The following is a 23,867-nucleotide window of genomic DNA, read 5'->3' as shown; positions in this document are numbered from 1 at the left end:
TTAAGGACCGTTTAATTCCGAGTCTGCTATAACGATCGCGCGGCGGCCTCGCACGCTGGGCGGCCGCGCGAACGGCGGGCGATTCGGCGAACCGCGTTGCGCGTGCGACTTGAAATCCGGCGCCGAATCGCCACCTATGCGCCGATCGACTTCGATCATCGGCAATCCGACCAAGAGGAAATCACGATGCGTCTTCTGCTCGCCTTGCTGCTGCCCTGGCTGCAGTTCTTCACGATCGGCCGCCCGTTCGCGGGCATCATCTGCCTGATCCTGCAAATCACGTTGATCGGCTGGCTGCCCGCCGCGATCTGGTCGGTGTACGCGCTCAGCCAGTACAAGACCGACAAGAAGATCGAGGAGGCGCTCGGCCGGCGTTCGTGATCGCGCGGCGTGCGCGTTTTCGCGCATTGTCGCGAGGCGGAGTGCATAGCTTGGACAGCCGATAGGGCGGACGCGGCGCGCAATTTTCCGGCGCGTCGCGCCCGCCGCATCGTCATGTCACGGCTTCGATCGTCGATTGCACCGACGTTGCGCGATATGGTCGTCGCGGCGCATCGCGCGGCGGCGCGTTTATCGCGCGCTTATCGCGGCGGCATCGTTGTGGAAGCGCTTTGCATGGCGTCACCGCGTTGCATTGAGGCGCGGTGCGGCGGCGACGCATCACGGCAAGCATCGCCGCCGCGCTGCCTCGCAGCCCGAACGAGCCGCACGATGCACGATGCCCGACGCCGCATCGCGCGGCGTCCTCTCATTTCCGCTCCCGCTCACTTCACGGCGAACAGCGTCGCATACATGAACAGCTTGAACGCATAACCGAGCGTCACCGCGCCGGCGACGCCGCCCATCCACAGCAGTCCGAACCACATCCAGCCCGGCAGCCGCGTGCCGCGCGCGGCGGCGTGCGCTTCAGTGGTGGTAGTAATGCTGGTCTTCATGGCGGACCTTTCCACGGAACACCCAATAACCCATCGTCGTGTACGCGAGGATGATCGGGATGATGACGGCCGCGCCGATCAGCGTGAACATCTGGCTCGAACGCGGCGCGGCGGCTTCCCACAGCGTCACGCTTTGCGGAATCGCATACGGCCACAAGCTCACGAGCAGACCGACGTAGCCGAGGAACACGAGCGCGAGCGCGAGCACGAACGGCACGGTGTCGTGGCGCTCGCGCACCGCGCGGCGCATCAGCACCGCGCAGCCGGCGACGAGGAACGGCACCGGCAGCAGGCGCCAGAACAGGCCCGACGCGAACCAGCGCTGCGCGATGCTCGGGTCCTGCAGCGGCGTCCACAGGCTCACGACCGCGATGAAGCCGAGCAGCACGACGGTGAGCGGCCACACGACGCGATGCAGGCGGCGCTGCAGATCGCCTTCCGTCTTCGCGACGAGCCAGCAACAGCCGAGCAGCGCATAGGTTGCGATGAGGCCCAAGCCCGTCAGCAGGCTGAACGGCGTGAGCCAGCCGAACGCGTCGCCGGCAAAGCGGCCGCCGTCGACCGGAATGCCCTGCAGGAACGCGCCGAGCGCCACGCCCTGGAAGAACGTCGCGCCCGTCGAGCCGCCGATGAACGCGAGATCCCACAGGTGCTTCGTGCGGCGCGCCTTCGCGCGGATCTCGAACGACACGCCGCGAAAGATCAGGCACACGAGCATGAACACGAGCGGCAGATAAAGCGCCGAGAGCACGGTCGAATAGACGATCGGGAACACCGCGAAGAGCCCCGCGCCGCCGAGCACGAGCCACGTCTCGTTGCCGTCCCACACGGGCGCGACGGTGTTCATCATCAGGTCCCGCTCCTTTTCGGCGGGAAAGAACGGAAACACGATGCCGATGCCCAGATCGAAGCCGTCGAGCACGACGTACATGAACAGGCCGAGTGCGATGATCGCGGCCCAGATTACGGTGACATCCATTTGCTAACCTCGCTTGGCTTTTTGGCGCGCCGGCTTCACGCGGCGTCGATCAACTGGTTCGCGGCCGACAGCGGGCGGCGGGCGGTGCGGTCGGCTCGCGCGTCGTGCGCGTCGTCGGGCGTGTCGCCCGGCAGCGCGGGGCCCTTCTTCATCAGCTTCAGCATGTAGTACGCGCCCGTGCCGAACACGAGGAAGTAGACGACGACGAACGTCATCAGCGATACGCTGACCTGCTGCGTCGACAGCGGCGACACCGCGTGCGACGTGCGCATCACGCCGTACACGACCCACGGCTGGCGGCCCACTTCGGTCGTCACCCAGCCGGCGAGCAGCGAGACGAAGCCCGTCGGGCCCATCGCGAGCGCGAACTGGTGGAACCATTTCGCTTCGTAGAGGCGCCCGCGCCGGCGCAGCAGCCACGCGGCGGCGGCGAGGCCGATCATCGCGAAGCCGAGCCCGACCATCACGCGGAAGCTCCAGAACACGACGGTCGAATTCGGGCGATCCTCGGGCGGGAACGACTTCAGCCCGCGGATCTCGCCGTCCCAGCTATGCGTGAGGATCAGGCTGCCGAGGTGCGGGATCGACACCGCGTAGCGCGTCGTTTCCGCCTTCATGTCGGGGATGCCGAACAGGTTCAATGCGGTGCCGCCCTGCTCGGTTTCCCACAGGCCCTCGATCGCGGCGAGCTTCGCGGGCTGGTGGCGGAGCGTGTTGATGCCGTGCTGGTCGCCGATCACGGCCTGCAGCGGCGCGAGCACGAGCAAGAGCCACAGCGACATCGAGAACATCTTCTTCACGGCCTTGTCGCGGCGGCCCTTCAGCAGGTGCCACGCGGCCGTCGCGGCGACGACGAGCGCGGCGACGATGAACGCCGCGAGCGCCATGTGCGCGAGCCGGTACGGAAACGACGGGTTGAAGATGATCGCGAACCAGTCGGTCGGCACGACCTGGCCGTCGACGATCTCGAAGCCCTGCGGCGTCTGCATCCAGCTGTTCGACGCGAGAATCCAGAACGTCGAGATGATCGTGCCGATCGCGACCATCAGCGTCGCGCCGAAGTGCGCGCGCGGGCTCACGCGGTTCCAGCCGAACAGCATGATGCCGAGGAAGCCCGCTTCGAGGAAGAATGCGGTCATCACTTCGTACATCAGCAGCGGGCCGGTGACGGAGCCGGCGAAGCTCGAGAAGCCGGACCAGTTCGTGCCGAACTGATAGGCCATCACGACGCCGGACACGACGCCCATGCCGAACGCGACGGCGAAGATCTTCGACCAGAAGAGGCAAAGGTTTTTGTAGTACGCCTTGCCGGTCTTGAGCCATCGGTATTCGAGCACGGCGATGAAGCTCGCGAGCCCGATGCTCAGCGCGGGAAAGACGATATGGAAGGAGACGGTGAATGCGAACTGCACGCGGGCCAGATCGAGGGCCGAAATAGCGGTTTCCATGCGGGTAGACCGAAGCTGACGACACCCGCCGGCGGGGCTGCCGGCGGCCCCTGCGCCGCGCGTGCAAGGCCGCGGCTGAAGAGTCGGTTCGGAGTATGGCGCTGCATGTTGCGGTGCGAAATGCGCCAACTCGTCGCAGATGTCCAGCGCCGCCGCGCGGTTGGTCGACTTAAATCGTTGATTGGTATCAAGTTTGAAGCGCTTTTGTGTGATAGCGCGGGGCGCGTCGGGTTGATGCGCCTGCGGCAATTGACCGCGCTGCGATTGCGCGGCCGGCGCGGCGCGAGCGCGCCGACGGCGCGAACTGCCGGCAGTTCGCGTTCGGGCAGGTGGGCGGCGTGAGCGCGAACCAGGCGTCGACGGCGAGCGCGCTCGGCAGCGCGGCGCTCGGCACGGCGCTCGGCGCGGGAGCCGGCCTTCGCGCGGGCGGCGTGGTTGGCGCGGGCACCGCGCAGGGCTCGGCGTACGAAGTGCAGCGCCGCTACGACTATGCGTACATGCAATGCATGTACGCGGCGGGCGACCGCGTGCCGGTGCCGGGCGGCGCGCGGCGCGGCGGTTATGGCGACGGAGGCTACGGAGGCGGCGGCTACGCGCCGGACGCGCCGCCGCCGCCACCGCCGCCGGGTGCGTACTGAGCGGCGTGCGGCGGGATCTGAGCGGCTCCGGCCGTCGGCATGCGCTGCCTGCCGGAGGTCGCGCCGGGCGCGGCGGCGCCACGGCTCGGCGGGCGAGAAGGCCGGCTCTCGCGCCGACCTCGCCGCGCCGGTCGTTCGTTCGCCGCACGCCGTTTCGCGCCGCCGCGCTCAGCGGCGCGCGGACGATTTGCGTACACTCGGAGTATCGCATCGCCGCGCGCGAGCGCCGGCGCTTCTTCGACGAGACTCCGACGGGAACCCAGATGATCGATTTACGCAGCGATACCGTGACGCGCCCGAGCGCGCCGATGCTGGCCGCGATGACGGCCGCCGAAGTGGGCGACGACGTGTGGGGCGACGATCCGACCGTCGCGCGTCTGCAGGCCGCCGTCGCGGAGCGCGCGGGCAAGGAGGCGGCGCTGTTCTTTCCGAGCGGCACGCAGAGCAATCTCGCCGCGCTGATGTCGCATTGCGAGCGCGGCGACGAGTACATCGTCGGCCAGGCCGCGCACACGTACAAGTACGAAGGCGGCGGCGCGGCGGTGCTCGGCAGCATCCAGCCGCAGCCGATCGAGAACGCCGCTGACGGCACGCTGCCGCTCGAGAAGATCGCGGCCGCGATCAAGCCGATCGACGATCACTTCGCCCGCTCGCGCCTCTTCGCGCTCGAGAACACGATTGGCGGCAAGGTGTTGCCCGCGGGCTACGTCGACGAAGCGGTCGCGCTCGCGCGCAGCCGCGGGCTCTCGACGCATCTCGACGGCGCGCGCGTGTGCAACGCGGCCGTCGCGTCGGGCCGCCCGATCGCCGAGCTGTGCGCGCCGTTCGATTCGATTTCGATCTGCTTTTCGAAGGGGCTCGGCGCGCCGGTCGGCTCGGTGCTCGTCGGCAGCCGCGCGCTGATCGACCGCGCGCACCGCTGGCGCAAGGTGCTCGGCGGCGGCATGCGGCAGGCGGGTGTGCTCGCGGCCGCGTGCCTGTATGCGCTCGAGCACAACGTCGAGCGCCTCGCCGACGATCACGCGAACGCCGAGCGCCTCGCGCAGGGGCTCGCGCGGATCGAGCCGGTGAAGGTGCTGTCGCAGGCGACGAACATGGTGTTCGCGCAGATCCCCGAGGCCGATTGCGCGCCGCTCGAAGCGTGGCTGAAGGAGCGCGGCATCCTCACGCAGATGCTGTATTCGTCGCGCTTCGTCACGCACTGCGACGTGTCGCGCGACGACATCGACACGGCCGTCGCCGCGATCAGCGCGTACTTCGCGCGTTCGCGCGCCTGACGGACGCGGGCCGCGCGGTCGCGGCGGCCGTCGCCCCGGCGGCGTGCGGCGGCGCGAGCAGTTGCCGCGCGGCCTCGACGACCCGCGACGACAGCGATTCCATCTTCGGCGACTGCACCGTCCACGCGTGCCAGTACAGCGACACGTCGGTCGAATGCGCGGGCGCGAGATCGACGAGCCCTTGCTCGGCGGGCGAGCCGGGGCCGAGCAGCAGCTCGGGCACCATCGCATAGCCGAGCCCGTGCCGCACGGCCGCGAAGTGCGCGTGCGTGCCCGGCACGTAATGGCACGGAAACGCGCCGTCCGGCAGGCCGAGCTTGTCCCTCAGAAACGACGACTGCAGCGTGTCGCGCCGGCCGTGCGCGACGACGGGCGCGTCGCGCGCGCTCTCGCGCGTCAGGCCGTGCGGAAACCAGCGCGCGGCGAATTCCCGCGCGGCGATCAGCCGGTAGCGCATCGTGCCGAGCGGCTTCGCGAAGCAGCCGCGCATCGGCTTGCTCTGCGTCGTCACGCAGCCGATCGCCATCCCGCTTTCGAGCAGCGCGAACGTGTGATCCTGATCCTCGACGATCAGCTCGAACAGCATCCGCTCGCCCGCGAGCACCGACGTCAGCGCGGGCAGGAACCACGACCCGAGGCTGTCCGAATTGAGCGCGATCGCAACCGCGATCGTCGAGCCGCGCTCCGCGTCGAGATCGGCCTGCAGATCCGCCTGCAACAGCGCCATGCGGCGCAGGTGCTGCAGCACGCGCTGGCCGGCGGCCGTCGGCCGGCACGGCCGCGTGCGCAGCAGGAGCGGCGCGCCGAGGCTCGTCTCGAGCGCGCGCACGCGCTGCGTGACGGCCGACGCGGTCACGTGCAGCCGGGCCGCCGCCTGCTCGAAGCTGCCGGTATCGGCAACGGCGACGAGCGCCGCCGCCTGTTTCGGATCGATCGTCATCTATGAATCGCGTTGCGCCGGCGAAACCGGCTTCCTAAATAAAATTTAGCGTAATCAACTTAAGCTAAATATTGTACCGATGTCTGTGTCCTCCCCGGACAATGCGCGCGTGCGCATCGTGCACTGCAACATTCGCACGACGCCGCACGCCGCATCTGCAAAGGAAGGATTTCGACATGACCGATTACACGCCGAACACGTCGCGGCAGGCCGCGCCGACGCCACCGCAGGAGCCCGCGCCGCGGCGCCGCCGCTATTTCCGCACGCTCGCGGGCCTCGTGCTCGGCGCGGCGATCGCGGGCGGCGCGGTCGGCACGTGGACGCTGCAGCGCATCTGGACGCAGTTGCCGTCCGTCGAGCCGCTCTCCGTCTACCGGCCGGCGCTGCCGCTGCGGATCTTTTCGCGCGACGGCGAGTTGCTCGCCGAATACGGCGTCGAGCGCCGCGAGTTCGTGCCGCTCGAACGCATCCCGCCGCTCGTGCGCCACGCGCTGCTCGCCGCCGAGGACGCGCAGTTCTACACGCACGGCGCGGTCGACATCGGCGGCCTCGCGCGCGCGACGTTCGCGAACGTCGTCACCGGCCAGCCGGGGCAGGGCGGCAGCACGATCACGATGCAAGTCGCGCGCAATTTCTTTCTCACGCGCGACAAGGTGCTGAGCCGCAAGCTCGCCGAGATCCTGATGTCGTACAAGCTCGAGCGCGCGTACAGCAAGGACAAGCTGCTCGAGCTGTACATGAACGAGATCTATCTCGGCGAGCGCGCGTACGGATTCGCGGCCGCCGCGTCGGTCTACTTCGGCAAGCCGCTCGATGCGCTCACGCCCGGCGAGGCGGCCGTGCTCGCCGGCTTGCCGAAGGCGCCGTCCGCGTTCAATCCGGTCGTCAATCCGGCGCGCGCGACGACGCGCCGCAACTACGTGCTCGGCCGCATGCGCGCGCTCGGGTATCTCGACGAAGCCGCATACCGGCAGGCCGCCGGCGCGCCGATCGCGCTCGCGACCACGCCGCCGCCCGGCATCGTCGCCGCGCCGTACGTCGCGGAGCGCGCGCGGCGGATGATGGTCGAGCGTTTTCATGACGATGCATATACGCTCGGCCTCGACGTGACGACGACGATCGCGATGCGCGATCAGCGCGCGGCCGAGGCGGCGCTCGCGCGCGGCCTCACGCGCGGCGGCCGGCGCGACGCGAAGGACGCGCTCGAGGGCGCGCTCGTGTCGGTCGACGCGGCGACGGGCGACATCCTCGCGCTCGCGGGCGGCGCGGATTTCGCGCGCAATTCGTTCGACCACGCGCTGCAGGCGTACCGGCAGCCCGGCTCGAGCTTCAAGCCGTTCGTCTACTCGGCCGCGCTGGAAAAGGGCATGTTCCCCGGCGTGCTCGTCGACGACGCGCAACGCACGCTGTCGCGCGAGGAGACGGGCGCGAACCCGTGGCGGCCGCGCAATTTCGGCAACAACTACGAAGGCTTCATTCCGGTGCGGCGCGGGCTGATGCGCTCGAAGAACCTCGTCGCGGTCAGCCTGATGCAGGCCGCGCAGCCCGACTTCGTGCAGCAGCACGCGGCTCGCTTCGGCTTCGAGCCGCAACGCAATCCCGCGTCGCTGCCGCTCGCGCTCGGCGCGGGCGCGGCGACGCCGCTGCAGATCGCGAGCGCGTACGCGGTGTTCGCGAACGACGGCGTGCGCATGGAGCCGCGCCTGATCGAATCGGTCCGGCAGCGACACGGCGGCATGCTGTTCGACGCGCAGCCGGCAACCGGCGTGCGCGTCATTTCGGAGCGCAACGCATTCGTGATGGACGACATGCTGCGCGACGTCGTGCGTCACGGCACCGCGCGCCGCGCGCTCGCGCTGAATCGTTCCGACGCGGCGGGCAAGACCGGCACGTCGAACGGCTCGAAGGACGTCTGGTTCGGCGGCTATTCGTCGGGCGTCGTGTCGGTCGTGTGGATGGGCTACGACGCGCCGCGCAGCCTCGGCCGCGCGACGGGCTCGTCGCTCGCGCTGCCTGTGTGGGTCGACTACATGAAGACCGCGATCGGCGGCCGCAAGGCGATCGACCGGACGCCGCCCGCGGACGTCGTGCTCGTCGACGGCGATTTCGTCTACGCCGAAGCCGCGAGCGGCAAGTGCACGCCGCCGCTGCCGCCGTTCGTTCGCAGCCCGTTCGCGTGCGACGCGGTGCGCCGTGCGCCGGCGGACGCCGCCGCGCTGGCGGGCGCGTCGACGCCGCCCGCCGTCGACGCGGCTGAACGCGCGCGCGTGCTCGAACTGTTCCGCACGGAAGACTGAGCGAGGGCACGCATGCATACGCTCTACCTGATCGCGATCGTCGCGGAAGCGATGTCGGGCGCGCTGATGGGCATGCAGCGCGGGATGGACCGCTTCGGCCTCGCGCTCGTCGGCGCGGTGACGGCGCTGGGCGGCGGCACCGTGCGCGACGTGCTGCTCGGCCGTTATCCGCTCACCTGGGTCGCGCATCCCGAATACCTGCTGCTGACGCTCGCGGCGGCGACCTTCGCATCGATGACGGCGACGCACGTCGCGCGGCTGAAATCGCTGTTCACCACGGTCGACGCGCTCGGGCTCGCGGCGTTCTCGATCATCGGCTGCGACGTGGCGGCGACCGTCAACGACAGCCCGGTCGTGATCGTGCTCGCGGGCGCGATCACCGGCGTTTGCGGCGGGATGCTGCGCGACCTACTCTGCAACGAGATGCCGCTCGTGCTGCGCAAGGAGCTGTACGCGAGCATCGCGTTGCTGACGGGCGGGCTGTATGTCGGCATGACGACGATCGGCGTCGCGCAAGGCATCGCGACCGTCGTCGCGCTGATCGCGGGATTCTCGGTGCGGATGCTCGCCGTGCGCCGCGGCTGGCGGCTGAAGGCGTTTCACGCGGCGGACGCGGGCTGAGGCCCGCGCCGCATGCGCGCGGCCCGCTCATGCAGGCACGATGACGGGCGCGACGCCGTCGCCCGCGTCGACGAGGCGCACGCGAAAGCCGTAGCAACGCTCGATCGCATCGGGGCGCAATACGTCGGCGGGCGCGCCGTCGGCGACGATCGCGCCGTCCGCGAGCATCGCGATGCGATCCGCGTGGCGCGCGGCGAGATTCGGATCGTGGACGATCGTCAGCACGCCGATGTTCCAGTCGCGCGACAGGCGTCGGACCGTGTCGAGCAATTGATGCTGGTGCGCGAGATCGAGCGCGGCGGTCGGTTCGTCGAGCAGCAGGTAGCGCGGCGCGCGCGCCGTGTCGCCGGACGGCCAGAGCTGCGCGAGCACGCGCGCGAACTGCACGCGCGCGAGCTCGCCGCCCGACAGCGTCGTCACGTCGCGCGCGTCGAGCGCCGAAGCGCCCGCCAGCGCGAGCGCCTGTGACGCGATCTCGTTGTCCTCGCGCGCGGGCGCGCCGGTGCGGCGCGTGTGCGGATAGCGGCCGAGCAGCACGACGTCGAGCGCGCTGAACGCAAACGCGGGCTGCGACGCTTGCGGAAGCACGGCGCGCAGCCGCGCGAGACGCGGGGCGTCGATCCGGCCAAGCGGCTCGCCGTTCAGCGTGACGTCGCCGCGCACGGTCGCGCCGCGCGCGCCGCCGCCCGTCGACAAGTCCCCCGCGAGCACCTTGAGCAGCGTGCTCTTGCCCGCGCCGTTGCGCCCGAGCAGTGCGGTGACGCGGCCGGGCGCGATCCGGACCGACAGGTCGTGAAGGATCACGCCGCCGGCGCGTGCGACGTGAAGGCGATCGGCGATCAGCATGGCGTTCGATGCGGCGTCGAAGTGCGATTCGATATGCGATTCGATATGCGATTCGATATGCGATTCGATATGCGATTCGATATGCGATTCGATATGCGATTCGATATGCGATTCGATATGCGATTCGATATGCGATTCGATATGCGATTCGATATGCGATTCGATATGCGATTCGATATAGCCGATCGCAAAGCGGCGCGTAAGTTCACCTTCGAGATCATATCGATGTGACAAATCGACCGGCGCGCGAAGAGGCGTGCGACATGCCGACCATGAAATCTCATGCGCATCCTACGCCCCCAGTGCGCCGCGCCGCTTCCACAGCAGCGCGAGAAAGAACGGCGCGCCGATCAGCGCGGTCAGGATGCCGAGCGGAATCTCCGCCGGTGCGGCGAGCGTTCGCGCGGCGAGATCGGCGGTGACCGCGATCAGCGCGCCGAGGAGCGCCGCGCCCGGCATCGCGATTCGCTGATCGGGGCCGGCCGCGAGGCGCACGCAATGCGGCGCGACGAGCCCGATGAAGCCGATCGCGCCGGTGCACGACACGAGCGCGCCGACGCACATCGCGGTTCCGACGAGCACGCGCCGCTTCACGCGCTGCACCGGCACGCCAAGATGCAGCGCTTCGGTTTCGCCGAGTTGCAGCGCGTTCAGCGCGTGCCGCTCGCGCGCGAGCAGCGCGCAGCCGGCGAGCGCGAACGGCGCGACGGCGGCGATCGCGCGCCACTGCGCGCCGCCGACGCTGCCGAGGCTCCAGAACGTCAGCGAGCGCAATTGCGCGTCGTCGGCGACATACGTGAGTAGTCCGATCGCGGCGCCGGCGAGCGCGTTGATCGCGATGCCCGCGAGCAGCAGCAGCGGCAGCGCGAGCCGGCCGCGCGAGACGGCGAGCCGGTAGACGAGCGCCGCAACGGCGAGCGCGCCGCCGAATGCGGCGACGGGCAGGAAGCCGAGCGCAACCGGAGCGGCCGCGAGCGGGCCGAGCACGATCAACGCCGATGCGCCGAGCGCCGCGCCGCTTGATACGCCGATCAGGCCCGGATCGGCGAGCGGATTGCGAAACAGCGCCTGCATCGCGGCGCCCGCCGCGCCGAAGCCCGCGCCGACGAGCAGTGCGAGCACGACGCGCGGCGCACGGATGTCGAGCAGCACAGCGCGCGCCTGGCGCAGCGCGGCATCGCTCGCGAGCCGCGCATCGGTCGCGGCGAGCGTGTCGAGCAGTTGCGCGGGCGTGAGCCGGTACGCGCCGATGCAGAGCGCGGCGATCGACGCGGCGGCGAGTGCGGCGATCAACACGGCGAGCGTCCACGTCGCGCGCCGTCGGCGGAGCGCGGCGGCGATCGACGACGCGAACGTCGGCCTGTGCGCGGCGGCGCGCGCGGGGTCGACTGACGGAGAACGGGCGGCGATGGTCATCGTGAGATATCGAACCGGTGAGACGGCGAGCGCGTCGACGCGGGCGAGAAACGGCCGACGTCCGCCGCGTGCCGTGATGCGGCGGACGCTTCGTGGCGCGCGAGGCGTGGCGTTTCGATCGCGCCGCCCCGGGGGGCGCGCAAGTGCGGCGAAGACTTCAGGAAACCGAACGATTGCGTGCGATCGACGCGCGACGCGATGCGCCGCGGCGATCCGGCGCGGATGTCGTCGATCTCGCATGTTCAGGCGAGCGTGCTGTTCAGCCGGCGTTGCAGCGCGGCGACCGCCTGCGGCAGACGCGGCCCGAAGCCGAGCAGGAACAGCGCGTCGAGCGACACGACGCGCCGCGCGCGCCCGGCCGGCGTCGCCGCGAAGCCGGGCGCGGCGAGCAGCGCGTCGCGCCCGCCCGCCGCGTGCAGCCCCTCGTCCGAGATCAGCACGACGTCGGGCTCGGCCGCGACCAGCGCCTCGGCGGTCAGAGGCTTGTAGCGATCGAATCCCTGCATCGCGTTGTGCGCGCCCGCGTAGCGGATCATCGCGTCGGCGGCCGTCTGCTGGCCGGCGACGAGCGCCTGGTTGCCGGTGTGGTTGAGCACGAACAGCACGCGCGCGGGCGTATGCCGCGGCGTGCGAGGCGGCGCGGCGTCGACCGCCGCGCGTGCCGCGAGCCAGTCGCGATCGAAGCGCGCGAGCAGCATGTCGCCCGCGCCCTGCAGCGACAGCGCCTGCGCGATGCCGCGGATCTTGCGGCGCACCGATTCGACATCGTGCGCCTCGTCGAACGCCGTGACGGCCACGCCCGCGCGCGCGACCTGCGAGAGCGCGGCGGGCGGCCCCGCTTCCGCCGACGCGAGCACGAGATCCGGCCGAAGCGACAACAATCCTTCCGCGGACAACGCGCGCTGATAACCGATCTTCGGCAAGCGCCGCGCGGCTTCCGGATACGTGCACGTGGTGTCGGTGCCGACGAGTTCGTAGCGCGCGGTCCGCGCGCCGCCCAGCGCGTAGATCGTCTCGGCGAGCGCGCCGCCGATCGCGACGACGCGCTTGGGCGGCCCGCTCGCCGGCGTGCGCGCGAAAGCGCCCGCATGCGCGGCCGCGAACACGAGCGCGCCCGTGCCCGCGAGCCATGCGCGCCGGCGTGCATCGATGCGCGAAGACCGGCTCATCGCGCGACCTCGGCGTCGGTCGAGTCGGGCGCGCCGGCCACGTCCGTCGCGTGGGCCGCATCCGCGGCGTCGATCGTCGGCAGCGCGCGCACGAGATCGCGCCAGCCCGCGAGCTCCGGCTGTCCCGGCTTGCGCGCGCCGAACAGCATCGCGATGTTGTCGCCCGCCGCATCGAACAGCTCGACCGACGTGACGACGCCGTCGCTCGTCGGCTTTCTCACGGCCCAAGCGGACGCGACGAGATCCTCGCGCAGATGCAGGTTGAAATCCTCGTCGAGCACGTTGATCCACGAGCCCATCCGGCGGATGTTCGTCACGGTCCCGGTGTGGATCTGAATCATGCCGCGATTGCCGACGAACACCATGATCGGCAGCCGCGTCTGCGAGGCGCGCTCGAGCACGCGCCGCATCGCATCGGTCGCGACGCGATGCGCGCGCTTGTCGCCGGCTAGCCGCAACGCCTGCGTGCGCGCGACGCCGAAGCGGCGCACGATGCCATGGAACTGGTGCGTGTCGGTCATCGCGTCCCACGCGGCGCGCAGGCCCGCCGCGTCGATTTCGCCGTCTGGCCGCTCGACGAACGCGAGCGGCGCGGGCGCGGCCTCGAACGCGGGCGATTGCACCGGCATCCGCCAGCGCGACACGAACGCGTCGAACGCATCGTGATCGCTGTGCTTGCGCAAATAGACCTTGTGCACCGCGTCGCCTTGCGCATCGAAGAACTGCAGGCTCTTCATCACGCCGTGCGCGGTCGGCTCGTACACGGCGAAGCCCGCCGCCCAGTTGCGGTAGAAGATGCGCAAATCGATCGCGCCGAGCGCGAGCCCGACCGGGCCGTCGTGGCTCATCTGCTCGAACGCGCCGTCCTTCTCGTGCACGGCGGCCGCGTTGCGCGTGAGCGCCATCACGGCGCCCAAGCGCGGCATCTCCTCGAACAGCTCGACGAAGCTCGGCTCGAGCCGCACGACGCGCTCGCCCGCGAACGCCGCGAGCGCTTCGCCTTCGCTGATGCCGAGCAGGTGCGCGACATCGCGGTTGCGCAGCTTGCGGGTTTCTTTCAGATGCAGGAACGCATCGCGCAACTCGGCCGGCGCGAGCGCGCGGGGCGACGAAGAGGCGGGAGCGGCGGTGTTCATCATGACGGAGATCCTCGATTGCCGGACGGGCCGGATTGGGAAAAGGCGTGCGGGCCGCATCAGAAATCCACCTTCATGCTGACCGCGACGCTGCGGCCCGGAGCCGTGTATGCGTCGAGCACGTTCGAATCGGCGGCGATGCCGCGCACGTCCGACCAGTTCCAGTACTTGCGGTCGAACAGGTTGTGAATGCCGAGGTACGCGCTCACGTGCTTGTTGAAGCGATAGCCGCCGCGCACATCGACGACGAACGACGAAGGCGGCGTGAAGCACGTTTTCTTCTGGCACGCGGCCGACGACACGTCGCGGCCGCGCTTGGCCGCCTGGAACAGCAGGTCGGCCTGCGCGAACCAGCGCTCGCTCGGCTCGTAGCGCACGCCGAGCACGGCGGAGAACGGGTTGACCGTGTCGAGCGGCTCGCTCGCCGCGCCGTTGTCCTGCGTCGTGCCCTTCGTGAACGCCATCGCGGTCTTCAGCGTGAAGCCGTTCGGCATCACCCACTCGGCGCGCCCTTCGAAGCCGTGGATGCGGGCGTTCGCGAAGTTCACGTACTGGAACACGAGCGGATCGTTCGGCCGGCCGCTGCCGCCGATCGTGCGTTGCGAGATGAAGTCGCGATAGCGGCCGGCGAACGCGGCGACGCTGTAGCGCAGCGGCCCGTAACCCGTGCCGAGCGTGCCGCGCAGGCCGGCTTCGACGGTGTCGCTCGTCTCGGGCTTCAAGTTCGGATTCCCGATCGACGTATAGCCGTAGAGCGGATTCGAGAAGCTGTTGTTGACCTGATCGGGCATCGGCGTGCGGAAGCCGTGCGCATACTGCGCGTACGGAATCAGCGCGGGCGTCACTTCGTACAGCACCGCCACGCGCGGCGAGAGCTCGTGATCGCTCGAGCTGACCGTCTTGCCGGTGAAGAGCGGATCGCCCGACGTCGGGCTCAGCCGATATGCGTCCAAGCGCAGCCCCGGCGTGACGAGCAGCTTGCCGAAGCCGATCTGGTCCTGCACGAACGCGCCGAACAGCGTGTAGTCGGTATCCGGAAACGCCTTGTTCGGAAACGATTCGCCTGGGCTCGCGACCGTGCCGTCGCGCAGGCTCTTGATCCGGTCGATGCTGCCGTCGACGCCGTACAGCAGCTTGTGCGCGAGCGGTCCGGTCGAGAAGCCGCTTTCGGCGAACGCGGAGCCGCCGAACGCGCGCTCGCTGTAATGGTTCGAGCGTGAGCGCGACTGCAGCCGGCCGCCGCGCGTCTCGAACGAATCCTGATCCTGCGTCGATTCCTGATAGTAGAACTGAACGTGCGCGGTCTGGAACCAGCGTGCGGCGTCGTCGCGGAAGTCGTAATCGACGCTGAAGCGGTTGCGCTCGAGCTTGTCGTTCGCGGTGAGGCCGAGCGTCGTCGGCGGGTTGATCGCCGACAGCACGTTCGTGTCGACTCGGCGCCGCATCGTCTCGGCGGTGAACTTGAACGTGTCGCGCGATGTCGGCGTGATCGTCAGCTTGCCTAACAGCGATTCCGTGTAGACATCCTGAGGATTCGCGGTCGTGCGCTTCGTGCTCGCGGAATTGTCGCCGCCGTGCGTATCCACTTCGTGGCCGCGGCGGCCGGATGCGATCAGCATCCCCTGCACGCGATCGTTGCCCGCGGCCGCGGACACGGTTGCGCCGACGCTGCGGTCGACCGAGTCGTAGCTCGGCCGCAACGAGAAGTAGGTCTTCTTGCGATAGATCGACAGCAGGTCGGACGGGTCCTTCGTGATGAAGTTGACGGCGCCTGTCAGGCCGTCGCTGCCGTACAGCGACGACGCCGGGCCGCGCAGGATCTCGATGCGTCGGAGCGTATCGAGATCGGCGTAATCGCCGCGGCCCGCTTCGAGCGGGCCGAACGAAAACGCGCTCGGCAGCCGGATGCCGTCTTCCATCAGCAGCACGCGATTGCCTTCGAGGCCTCGGATGTTGATGCTCGAATCGCCGTCGCGGCCGCCGCCGAGCGCCGCCGTTGCCGGGCGGTACGCGGTGCGGCGCACGGTGACGCCCGGCTCGTAGCGCAGCGCGTCCTTGATGTTGTCGGCTTGCTGTTCTTCGAGGTCCGAATCGGTGATCACCGACACGCTCGCCGCGGTGCGGCTCGCAGCCGACGCGGTGCGCGTCGCGGTGACGGTGATCGGGTCGAGCGCGCGCGCGCCGGCGATCGCCGCATGCGGCGCGGACGCGGCGGACGGCGGCGCGGCGACGGCGGGTTCGGAGGCGGCGCCGGCGGCGCGCGCGGCTGCCGCGTAGATGCCGAAGGCGCCGAACAGCGCGGCGCGAAGCGGCCGCCGCGCCAACAGAGGTTGATGCACGGTTTGGTCTCCCAGTGACGTATGAGCCCGGAGGCTGGCTGGGTGACGCGTGCACCTGGCTGGCGCCCGCGCGCCGCGAACGGCGCGGGCAGGTTGAAAGGAAAGGTTCGTCGAAACGAACGCAGAGTGTAATTGAGAATCATTCGCAATTCAATTCGAGAAACGGCCTCGCTCATCATGCGGGAAGCCGGTCGATGTGGCGGGCGACGTCATGCCGTCATGTCTGCGAGCGCTTATTGTCCGCAACTAACGGTCTGCGCCGGTCAACGCCTTCGAGGATGAGCGCACGCGGGGCTGCATCCAGCGCGAGCGCTGAACGGCGCCCGCCTTCGGCGTGCATGCGCGCCTCTCGACGCGGCGAGCCGATGCGGTTTCGATGCGGTTTCGATGTAGTTTCGATGTGGCTTCGATGTGGTTTCGCAGCAGCGGCCGCGCAGGCGGCACAATCAGACGGCATCGGCGGCCGTCGCCTAATGGCCTTCCGCGTTTTCTACCGCGGCGGCTCGCGGCGATTCTCCGCGATTCGTGGCGGGGGCTGCGCGCGCGCCGATTACGCCATCGATTCGAGCCGGATCAGCAGCTTGCGCACGTGCGCGAGAAACGCCTCATGCGCTTCTCGATCGCGCGGCGAGTCGAGATGCGACGATTCCGCGAGCTGGATCTGCCGGTCGAACTCGTCGGCGAGCGCTCGGCGCGTGTCGACCGGAAGCGCGCGGATCAGCGAGACGAGCAGCAATTCCTGAGCGTGAAGCATGCCGGACAGCGCCTGGACGTTCATGCCGACCTCCGTCGAAGAAAGCGAGGCGGCGCCGCGGGATCGCGGGCCGCTCACCTTTTCATACTAGGTCCGCCGCGCGCAAAAGCCGAGCGGCGCGCGCATTCGTCGCGACAAGGCGCCCGCGATGTGCGCGCGCACGAAACAATCCGGAGCGCATCACGTGCGTGCGCACTCGCCGAGCATCCATGCGCGCAAGCGCCGCAACGACTCGCTCGTTTCCAGCCGCTCGGGCGCATAGCACAGATAGTGGCCTTGCTCGTCGACGTCGACGGGCGCGTCGAGCGGCTGCGCGAGCGTGCCGGCCGCGAGCTGATCGCGGATCAGGAACGCCGGGACGAGCGCGATCCCGAGCCCTGCCTGCGCCGCCTGGATCAGTACGGAGTACTGCTCGAAGCGCGGCCCGGCGAGTGCGTTCATCTGCGTGACGCGATGCCGGTCCGCCCATGCGATCCACGCGCATTCGGCCTGCTCGTGCACGAGCCGCGGCGCGTTCGCGACGTCGGCGGGCGCGCGCAGCGCGTAGCGCTCGGCGAATTCGGACGCGCACACGGGCACGAACGTGCGGCCGTCGAGATAGTCGCATCGAACGCCTTCCCAGCGGCCGTCGCCGTAGCGGATCGCCGCGTCGAGCCCGAGCGGGAACGGGTCGCCCGGTGCGAGATGGCGTCGAAAGCTGAGCGTGACGTCGGGTGCGGTCTCGAGAAAGTGCGGCAGACGCGGCACGAGCCATTTCGTCGTGAACGTCGGCACGCTCGCGATCGTCAGCAGGTCGCTGTCTTCGCGCGCGCTCAGCAATTCGAGCGATGCATTGCCGATCTCGCGCAACGGCCCGGCGACGCGCGCCTGGTAGACCTGGCCCGCGCGCGTGAGCGCGAGGTTGCGGCCCTCGCGGACGAACAGCTTCACGCCGAGCAGCGCCTCGAGGCTCGCGATCTGCCGGCTGACCGCGCTCGGCGTCAAGCCGAGCTCGCGCGCCGCGTACGAAAAGTTCAGATGTTTCGCAGAACTGGCGAACGCATGCAGCTCGGCGACGTTCGGGTACAGGTGCTTCATCGCGAAGTGTTCCGTCGGTGCAAAGAGCGATGCGGAGTTTGTACGTTTTTTTCATGACGATGCCATGTCGCGCACACACACTGGCGGCCGTCGTCGCGATGCGCGCAACGCCTGCTCCAGCGGGCGTTGCACGCGCCGCATCCCTTCGTCGCCTGCGAGACCAGTCATGCGCTCAACCACCGCCGCGGCCATTGCCGACGGTATTCCGTTTCGTCGCGGCAGAAGCCGTCCGTCGCTCGGCGCGGTCGTCGTCAACGGCACCGTCGCGCTGTTCGCGCTGTATCTGCTGATGCCGATCGTGCTGCTGCTGATCGGATCGGTCGGGCAGAGCTGGACGAACACGCTGCTGCCCGTCGGCTTCACGTGGCGCTGGTTCGCCGAGCTGGCCGCCGATGCGAGCTTCAGGCGCGCGTTCGGCGTGAGCTTTGCCGTCGCGCTCGCGTGCTGCGGGCTCGACGCGATCGTCGGCGTGCCGCTCGCGTATGCGCTGCATCACCGCGCGCTTCGCGGGCGCGGCATCGCGGCGCGCATCGTGATGCTGATGCCGATCGGCGTGCCCGCGCTCACGCTCGGCTTCGGCTACATCGTGATCTTCGGCGGCGATGCGCTGCCGTGGCTCGGCACGCTGCCGCTGATGATCGCCGCGCACGCGGTGCTGACGCTGCCGTACCTGCTGCAGACGCTGCTGAGCGACCTGCGCCATCTCGATCTCGCGAAGCTCGAAGCCTCGGCGGCGACGCTCGGCGCGCCGCCGTTGCGGCAGTTCTTCACGATCGTGCTGCCGAACCTGCGGCAGAGCCTGTTTTCCGGGCTCGTGATGGTCGCGGCGCTGTCGATCGGCGAGTTTCAGGTATCGAACCTGATCGCGGGCTTTCGCTATCGCAATTTCCCCGTCGTGCTGCTGCAGGCGTTCTACGGCGCGTCCGGCATCGCATGCGCGGCGACCGTCGTGCTGCTGCTGCTTGCCGTGCTGGCGACGCTCGCATCGATCCATTCCGTGCAACGACTGAAGTGAAGCCATGAGCCTCGAATTCGACAACGTCAGTTTCAGATACCCCGGTGCGGCGCACGGCGTCGACGCCGTCACGTTGCACGCGCAGCCCGGCGAGCTGCTCGCCGTGATCGGGCGCAGCGGCTCCGGAAAATCGACGCTCCTGCGCCTGAGCGCGGGGCTGCTGAGCGGTTACGACGGCCGCGTCGCGATCGGCGGGATCGACATGGCGGGCGTGGCGGTGTGGCGGCGCGAGGTCGGCATGGTGTTTCAGCAGTACGCACTGTTTCCGCATCTGTCCGTCGTCGACAACGTTGCGTATGGCCTGCGCATGCGCGGCGTCGCGGCCGCCGCGCGCCGGCGGCGCGCGCTCGAGATGCTCGAGCGAGTGGGGCTGGCGGCGCATGCGGCGCGCAGCACGACGCAGTTGTCGGGCGGTCAGCAGCAACGCGTCGCGCTTGCCCGCGCGCTCGTGATCGAGCCGGCCGTGCTGCTGCTCGACGAGCCGCTCGCCGCGCTCGACGCGGGCATCCGGCATCAGCTGCGCGACGAGATTCGCGCGCTGCAGCGCGCGTGCCGGGCGACGACGCTGTTCGTCACGCACGATCAGGACGAGGCGCTCAGCATGGCGGATCGCGTCGCGATCGTCGACGGCGGGCGCGTGCTGCAGGTCGGCACGCCGCGCAATTTGTACGAGCGACCTGTATCGACGCAGGTCGCGCGTTTCATCGGCCACTCGACGATCCTGCGCGCCCGCGTGCTGGCGAGCGACACGATCGACGTGCGCTTCGCGACGCTGCGCGCGGATACGGGCTCGCATCGGCCGGGAGACGAGGTGGACGTGCTCGTGCGTCCCGAACACGTGGAGCCCGATCCGGCCGAGCACAGCGTGAACCGCATCGGCGGCGCGCTCGGCGAGGTTCGTTACTTCGGTGCGACGCATCGCTACGACTTCGTGCCGCACGGCGCAATGGAGCCGCTGCTGTGCGAGGGCCGCGTGCTCGCCATGCGCGGCATCGCGATTGATCCTCGCCATCTGCTCGTGCTGCCGGCGCAGGCCGGCGCGCAATGATTGTTTCGTTCAACGGAGATTCACGATGTTTTCAGGTCGACAAATCCTGACGGCGCTGCGTCGCGCCGCATGCGCGCTTGCGCTCGGCGCCTGCGCGACGCTCGTCGCGAACGGCGCGCAGGCCGCGCCGCTCTACGCGGGCGAAGACGCGCTTTATGCGAAGGCCGCCGACGAGGGGCTCGTCGTGTCGTTCGACACGGGCCCCGAGTGGGCGAACTGGAAGGCGCTGTTCGCGGAGTTCCGCAAGCGCTACCCGAAAATCGAGCTCACGTACAACGACATCGGCTCGGCCGCGACGGTCGTCGCGCTCGACAAGTCGCGCCGCCGTCCGCAGGCGGACACCGCGTACTACTTCGCGGCGTCGGCGCTCGACGCGGCGGGCAAGGACGTCGTCGCGCCGTTCAAGCCGATCAACTTTGACAAGCTGCCGCCCGTGTTTCGCGAGGCGGACGGCCGCTGGTTCACCGTGCATTCGCTGAACGTCGCGTTCCTCGTGAACAGGAAGCTCGTGAAGGACGTGCCGCAGCGCTGGTCGGATCTGCTGAAGCCGGAGTACAAGAATGCGGTTGTCTATCTCGATCCGCGCTCGACGGGGCAAGGGCAAGTCGTCGTGATCGCGGCGGCATCCGCGTTCGGCGGCGGCGTCGACCATCCGAAGCCCGGCGCCGATTTCTTCGGAAAGCTGAAGAATGCGGGCAACGTGTTGCGCATCGAGGGCACGACGCCCTATGCGAAGTTCGTGAAGGGCGAGATCCCGATTCTGATCGGCTACGAGAACGACGGCCTGAAAGCGAAGTACGCGGACGGCATGGGCGACGCGGTCGACGTCGTGATTCCGCAGGACGGCAGCGTGTCCGCGCCGTACGCGATGAGCCTCGTGAAGAACGGCCCGAATCCCGCGGCCGCGCAGCTCTGGCTCAACTTCGTGATGAGCGATGCCGGCCAGGCGCTCTTCGCGCGCGGCTACGTGCGGCCCGCGGTGCCGGGCGTCGCGCTCGCGCCGGACGTCGCGGCGAAGATGCCGAACGCGCCGCAGGTGCACCCGCTCGACGTCGTGAAGGCCGCCGCGCGCAAGGCTGAAGTCGACAGGCTGTGGTCGCAGGCGACGCTCGGCCAATAAGGAGCGCGACGTGCAACGATCGTCTCTCGAAGGCGGCCTGCTGCGCCGCTTCGGCGCGGCCCCGGCAGGCGGGCTGCTCGCGCTCTTCTTTGTGCTGCCGCTCGCCGCGCTCGTGAGCGCGGCGTTCGCGGAAGGCGGCCGCGCGTTCGGCGCCGTGCTGCGCGATCCGCTCGTCGCGGACGCGATCGGCCGCTCGGTCGCGCTCGCGATCGGCACGGGCACGCTGTCGACGTGCGTCGGCATGCCGCTCGCGATGTCGCTTGCCGATCAGACGCCCGCGCGGCGCCGCTGGTCGCTCGCGCTGCTCGGCGTGCCGCTCGCGTTCTCCGGGCTCGTGATCGCGTACGGCTTCATCCTGACCTTCGGCCGCGCGGGCTTCGTCACGACGCTGCTCGCCGGCCTCGGCGCGGACGCCGCGAAAGTCGGCGGCGTGATCTACACGACGTTCGGCCTCGTCGTCGCATACGCGTACTACCTGATTCCACGCGTCGCGCTGATGCTGTTTCCGGCATTCGCGAATCTCGACCGCAGGCCGCTCGAAGCGGCGATGTCGCTCGGCGCGAAGCCGTGGCGCGCGTGGCTCGACGTCGCATGGCGCGAACTGTGGCCGTCGATCGCGGCCGCGTGGTGCCTCGTGACGGCGATCGCGCTCGGCACGTACGGCACCGCGCTCGCGCTCGCCGGCACGCAGATCAACATCCTGCCGCTCCTGATGTACCTGAAGCTGTCCGACGGGCAGACCGATTTCTCGCAGGCCGCCGTGCTGTCGATCGTGCTGACGGCGCTGTGCACGTGCGTGCTCGCGATGGGGGAATACGTTGCGCGACGACATCATTGAACGCACGCCGGGGGCGAACGTTGCGCTCGCGCGCGTCGCGCGGCGCCAGCAGGGGCCGCGCCGCCATCTGATGCCGGTCGGCCTGATCGGCCCGCGTGACGCGACCGATGCGCAGCTGCACATCGCGGAGACGATCGCGCATGCGCTCGCCGCAGCGGGCATCGCGATCGTCGGCGGAGGCAAGGGCGGCGTGATGGAGGCGGCGGCGCGGGGCGCGCGCGGCGCGAATGGCCTCGTGATCGGACTGTTGCCCGAGGACGATGCGGCCGGCGCGAATCCGCATCTGAGCGTCGCGCTGCCGACGGGGCTCGGCATCACGCGCAACGCGCTGATCGCGCGCGCGTCGCTGTGCCTGATCGCGGTCGGCGGCGGGCTCGGCACGTTGTCCGAGATCGCGCTCGGCCTGCAGTGGGGCAAGCCGGTTTTCACGATTTGCGATGCGCCGCAAGTGACGGGCGTCGAGAACTTCGGCGCGCCGGAGCCGCTGCTCGCGCGCGTCGCGCAATGGCTCGTCGATTCGGTCTAGGGCCTGTTCCCGTGATCGAAAAAATCCGTCGAGGGGCTGGCCGCCAGAAGGGCCGATCGCTGCGTCATGCTCCTCGCGAATACGTCGAGTATTCGCTTCGTCGCAATCCTTGCGCTCAGCCCTTCTGGCGGCCAGCGCAAGCCCGTTATTAGCGGGAACAGGCCCTAGCCGCGTCGAGGTTGGGAGAGGAAGGCGCTTCATTCGTTTTGATCCTATTTGACAGGAATCCTATTCATGAAAAAGGCGGCAGCAGCATTGTTGGTGACGGGGAGCGTGTGCGCGGGCGCGCATGCGCAGGGCACGGTGACGCTCTACGGGATCGTCGATGCGGGGCTCGGCTATACGAGCGATCAGCGCGTCGCGCAGAGCAAGGGCGCGCTCGGCTCGCCAGTCAGCTATCGGAACGCGTCGAGCTACAGCTTCGCGAGCGGCACCTGGTCGGGCAGCCGCTGGGGGCTGAAGGGCAAGGAAGATCTGGGCGGCGGCCTCGCCGCGGTGTTCCAGCTCGAGAACGGCTTCAACATCGGCACGGGCCAGGCGGGGCAGGGCGCACGGATGTTCGGCCGACAGGCGTGGATGGGGCTGTCGAGCGAACGCTACGGCACGCTGACGATGGGCCGCCAGTACGATCCGATCGTCGACTTCGTCGGCACGATCAGCGCGGGCACGTTCCTGACCGGCATGGGCGCGCATCCGGGCGATCTCGACAACATCGACAACCAGTCGCGCGAGAACAACTCGATCAAGTACGTGAGCCCGAAGTTCGGCGGCTTCACGCTGGGCGCGTTGTACGGTTTCGGCAATCAGGCGGGCAGCGTGAAGAACCAGAACACGTGGAGCGTCGGCGGCCAGTACGTGAACGGGCCGTTCTCGATCGGCGCCGCGTACCTGTACGCGACGAACGCGTACGGCGCGAACGGCGGCGCATGGACGGGCTCGTACGACGGCACGTTCGCTTCATCGATCAACGAAGGCTTCGCGTCGGCGAAGAGCATGCAGATCGTCGCCGCGGCGAGCACCTATCAGATCGGCGCGGTGACGCTCGGCCTGTCGTACAGCAACACGCGGTACAAGTCCGGCTCGTTCTCGACGTTCAACGGCGCGGCGACATACAACTCGATCGGCGGCACCGTGTCGTGGCAGGCGACGCCGGCGCTGCGCGTCGCGGCGGGCTACGATTTCACGCGCGGCAGCTCGATCGACGGCCAGCCCGCACCGAAATACCATCAGCTGAACTTCGCGTCGTACTACTACCTGTCGAAGCGCACCGCGCTGTACGGCCTCGTCGGCTATCAGAAGGCGAGCGGCAAGACGCTCGATCCGTACGGCAACGTCGTCGCTGCGACGGCGTCGGTCGGCGACGTCGGCAACGGCATCTCGTCGGCGGGCGATACGCAGACGCTCGTGCGCGTCGGCGTGCGCCACACGTTCTGACGCGCGATGCGTGC

21 protein-coding genes and 1 pseudogene are annotated in these 23,867 nt (G+C 69.4%); 11 read left to right on the top strand and 11 right to left on the bottom strand.

Going from position 1 to position 23,867, the window contains the following annotated elements; genetic code table 11:
- The first annotated feature begins 186 nt into the window (after positions 1–186).
- The gene (locus tag WS91_RS29880; protein WP_009914210.1) at positions 187–381 is read left to right on the top strand and encodes a YqaE/Pmp3 family membrane protein; all 195 of its coding nucleotides are present in this window, start codon (positions 187–189) and stop codon (positions 379–381) included.
- A 383-nt stretch (positions 382–764) separates the two neighbouring features.
- Here the strand turns inward: WS91_RS29880 and WS91_RS34995 are convergent, their stop codons facing one another.
- From WS91_RS34995 to WS91_RS29870, 3 genes are read right to left on the bottom strand one after another with little or no spacing between them, the layout of a single operon-like run.
- Complete coding sequence (locus tag WS91_RS34995; RefSeq protein ID WP_162836177.1) at positions 765–935, bottom strand: hypothetical protein; 171 nt, start codon at positions 933–935, stop codon at positions 765–767.
- Positions 907–1,914, bottom strand: a complete 1,008-nt coding sequence (cydB, locus tag WS91_RS29875) for a cytochrome d ubiquinol oxidase subunit II (RefSeq protein ID WP_038752184.1) — start codon at positions 1,912–1,914, stop codon at positions 907–909. The genes WS91_RS34995 and cydB overlap by 29 nt, the downstream gene beginning before the upstream one ends.
- 35 nt (positions 1,915–1,949) lie before the next feature.
- Positions 1,950–3,362, bottom strand: a complete 1,413-nt coding sequence (locus tag WS91_RS29870) for a cytochrome ubiquinol oxidase subunit I (RefSeq protein ID WP_059646268.1) — start codon at positions 3,360–3,362, stop codon at positions 1,950–1,952.
- Positions 3,363–3,649: 287 nt separating this feature from the next.
- On the opposite strand from WS91_RS29870, the pseudogene WS91_RS29865 reads away from it, so the two are divergent.
- A pseudogene (locus WS91_RS29865) lies at positions 3,650–4,000 on the top strand (hypothetical protein); the annotation flags it as partial.
- A gap of 263 nt (positions 4,001–4,263) precedes the next feature.
- A complete protein-coding gene (gene ltaE / locus WS91_RS29860; RefSeq protein WP_038752190.1) occupies positions 4,264–5,277 on the top strand; it encodes a low-specificity L-threonine aldolase in 1,014 nt (337 codons plus the stop codon).
- Here the strand turns inward: ltaE and WS91_RS29855 are convergent.
- Positions 5,246–6,217 carry an HTH-type transcriptional regulator ArgP gene (locus WS91_RS29855; protein WP_038752193.1) on the bottom strand — a complete coding sequence of 324 codons (972 nt, stop codon included), beginning with the start codon at positions 6,215–6,217 and terminating at the stop codon, positions 5,246–5,248. The two genes, ltaE and WS91_RS29855, sit on opposite strands and share 32 nt — an antisense overlap.
- Before the next feature lie 176 nt (positions 6,218–6,393).
- On the opposite strand from WS91_RS29855, the gene WS91_RS29850 reads away from it, so the two are divergent.
- Both WS91_RS29850 and WS91_RS29845 read left to right on the top strand, forming a co-directional pair.
- Complete coding sequence (locus WS91_RS29850) at positions 6,394–8,514, top strand: penicillin-binding protein 1A (RefSeq protein ID WP_059671547.1); 2,121 nt, start codon at positions 6,394–6,396, stop codon at positions 8,512–8,514.
- 12 nt (positions 8,515–8,526) lie between these two features.
- The gene (locus WS91_RS29845) at positions 8,527–9,135 is read left to right on the top strand and encodes a trimeric intracellular cation channel family protein (RefSeq protein WP_038752199.1); all 609 of its coding nucleotides are present in this window, start codon (positions 8,527–8,529) and stop codon (positions 9,133–9,135) included.
- Positions 9,136–9,162: 27 nt separating this feature from the next.
- On the opposite strand, the gene WS91_RS29840 is transcribed toward WS91_RS29845, so the two are convergent.
- From WS91_RS29840 to WS91_RS29810, 7 genes are all read right to left on the bottom strand, one after another.
- Positions 9,163–9,981, bottom strand: a complete 819-nt coding sequence (locus tag WS91_RS29840) for a heme ABC transporter ATP-binding protein (protein WP_059671567.1) — start codon at positions 9,979–9,981, stop codon at positions 9,163–9,165.
- Positions 9,982–10,272: 291 nt separating this feature from the next.
- Positions 10,273–11,397: a FecCD family ABC transporter permease gene (locus WS91_RS29835; protein WP_059671546.1), complete on the bottom strand. Its 1,125-nt coding sequence runs from the start codon at positions 11,395–11,397 to the stop codon at positions 10,273–10,275.
- A 242-nt stretch (positions 11,398–11,639) separates the two neighbouring features.
- Positions 11,640–12,566, bottom strand: coding sequence for a heme/hemin ABC transporter substrate-binding protein (locus WS91_RS29830; protein WP_059671545.1), 927 nt, complete (start codon positions 12,564–12,566; stop codon positions 11,640–11,642).
- Positions 12,563–13,705 (bottom strand): hemin-degrading factor, encoded by a 1,143-nt coding sequence (locus WS91_RS29825; RefSeq protein ID WP_038752209.1) that lies wholly within the window; start codon positions 13,703–13,705, stop codon positions 12,563–12,565. Before WS91_RS29825 ends, WS91_RS29830 begins: the two co-directional genes overlap by 4 nt.
- Before the next feature lie 56 nt (positions 13,706–13,761).
- Positions 13,762–16,026, bottom strand: coding sequence for a TonB-dependent hemoglobin/transferrin/lactoferrin family receptor (locus WS91_RS29820; protein WP_038752212.1), 2,265 nt, complete (start codon positions 16,024–16,026; stop codon positions 13,762–13,764).
- 565 nt (positions 16,027–16,591) lie between these two features.
- The gene (locus WS91_RS29815; RefSeq protein ID WP_038752215.1) at positions 16,592–16,819 is read right to left on the bottom strand and encodes a hypothetical protein; all 228 of its coding nucleotides are present in this window, start codon (positions 16,817–16,819) and stop codon (positions 16,592–16,594) included.
- 156 nt (positions 16,820–16,975) lie between these two features.
- Positions 16,976–17,872 (bottom strand): LysR substrate-binding domain-containing protein, encoded by an 897-nt coding sequence (locus WS91_RS29810; protein WP_038752218.1) that lies wholly within the window; start codon positions 17,870–17,872, stop codon positions 16,976–16,978.
- Positions 17,873–18,038: 166 nt separating this feature from the next.
- Between WS91_RS29810 and WS91_RS29805 the strand changes: the two genes are divergently transcribed.
- The 6 genes from WS91_RS29805 to WS91_RS29780 all read left to right on the top strand — a co-directional run bounded on the left by WS91_RS29805 (position 18,039) and on the right by WS91_RS29780 (position 23,853).
- The gene (locus tag WS91_RS29805; protein WP_038752221.1) at positions 18,039–18,887 is read left to right on the top strand and encodes an ABC transporter permease; all 849 of its coding nucleotides are present in this window, start codon (positions 18,039–18,041) and stop codon (positions 18,885–18,887) included.
- 4 nt (positions 18,888–18,891) lie between these two features.
- The gene (locus WS91_RS29800) at positions 18,892–19,935 is read left to right on the top strand and encodes an ABC transporter ATP-binding protein (protein WP_059671544.1); all 1,044 of its coding nucleotides are present in this window, start codon (positions 18,892–18,894) and stop codon (positions 19,933–19,935) included.
- A gap of 25 nt (positions 19,936–19,960) precedes the next feature.
- A complete protein-coding gene (locus WS91_RS29795) occupies positions 19,961–21,055 on the top strand; it encodes an extracellular solute-binding protein (RefSeq protein ID WP_059575508.1) in 1,095 nt (364 codons plus the stop codon).
- A 10-nt stretch (positions 21,056–21,065) separates the two neighbouring features.
- Entirely contained in the window at positions 21,066–21,893 is an 828-nt protein-coding gene (locus tag WS91_RS29790; protein ID WP_038752230.1) for an ABC transporter permease, read from the top strand.
- Positions 21,874–22,419 (top strand): LOG family protein, encoded by a 546-nt coding sequence (locus WS91_RS29785; protein WP_038752232.1) that lies wholly within the window; start codon positions 21,874–21,876, stop codon positions 22,417–22,419. The genes WS91_RS29790 and WS91_RS29785 overlap by 20 nt, the downstream gene beginning before the upstream one ends.
- Before the next feature lie 234 nt (positions 22,420–22,653).
- The gene (locus WS91_RS29780) at positions 22,654–23,853 is read left to right on the top strand and encodes a porin (RefSeq protein WP_059671543.1); all 1,200 of its coding nucleotides are present in this window, start codon (positions 22,654–22,656) and stop codon (positions 23,851–23,853) included.
- Positions 23,854–23,867 lie beyond the last annotated feature (14 nt).

Source organism: Burkholderia sp. MSMB1498 (assembly GCF_001526245.1).
Classification (GTDB): Bacteria; Pseudomonadota; Gammaproteobacteria; order Burkholderiales; family Burkholderiaceae; genus Burkholderia; species Burkholderia savannae.
This window is presented reverse-complemented; position numbering and strand designations above follow the sequence as displayed.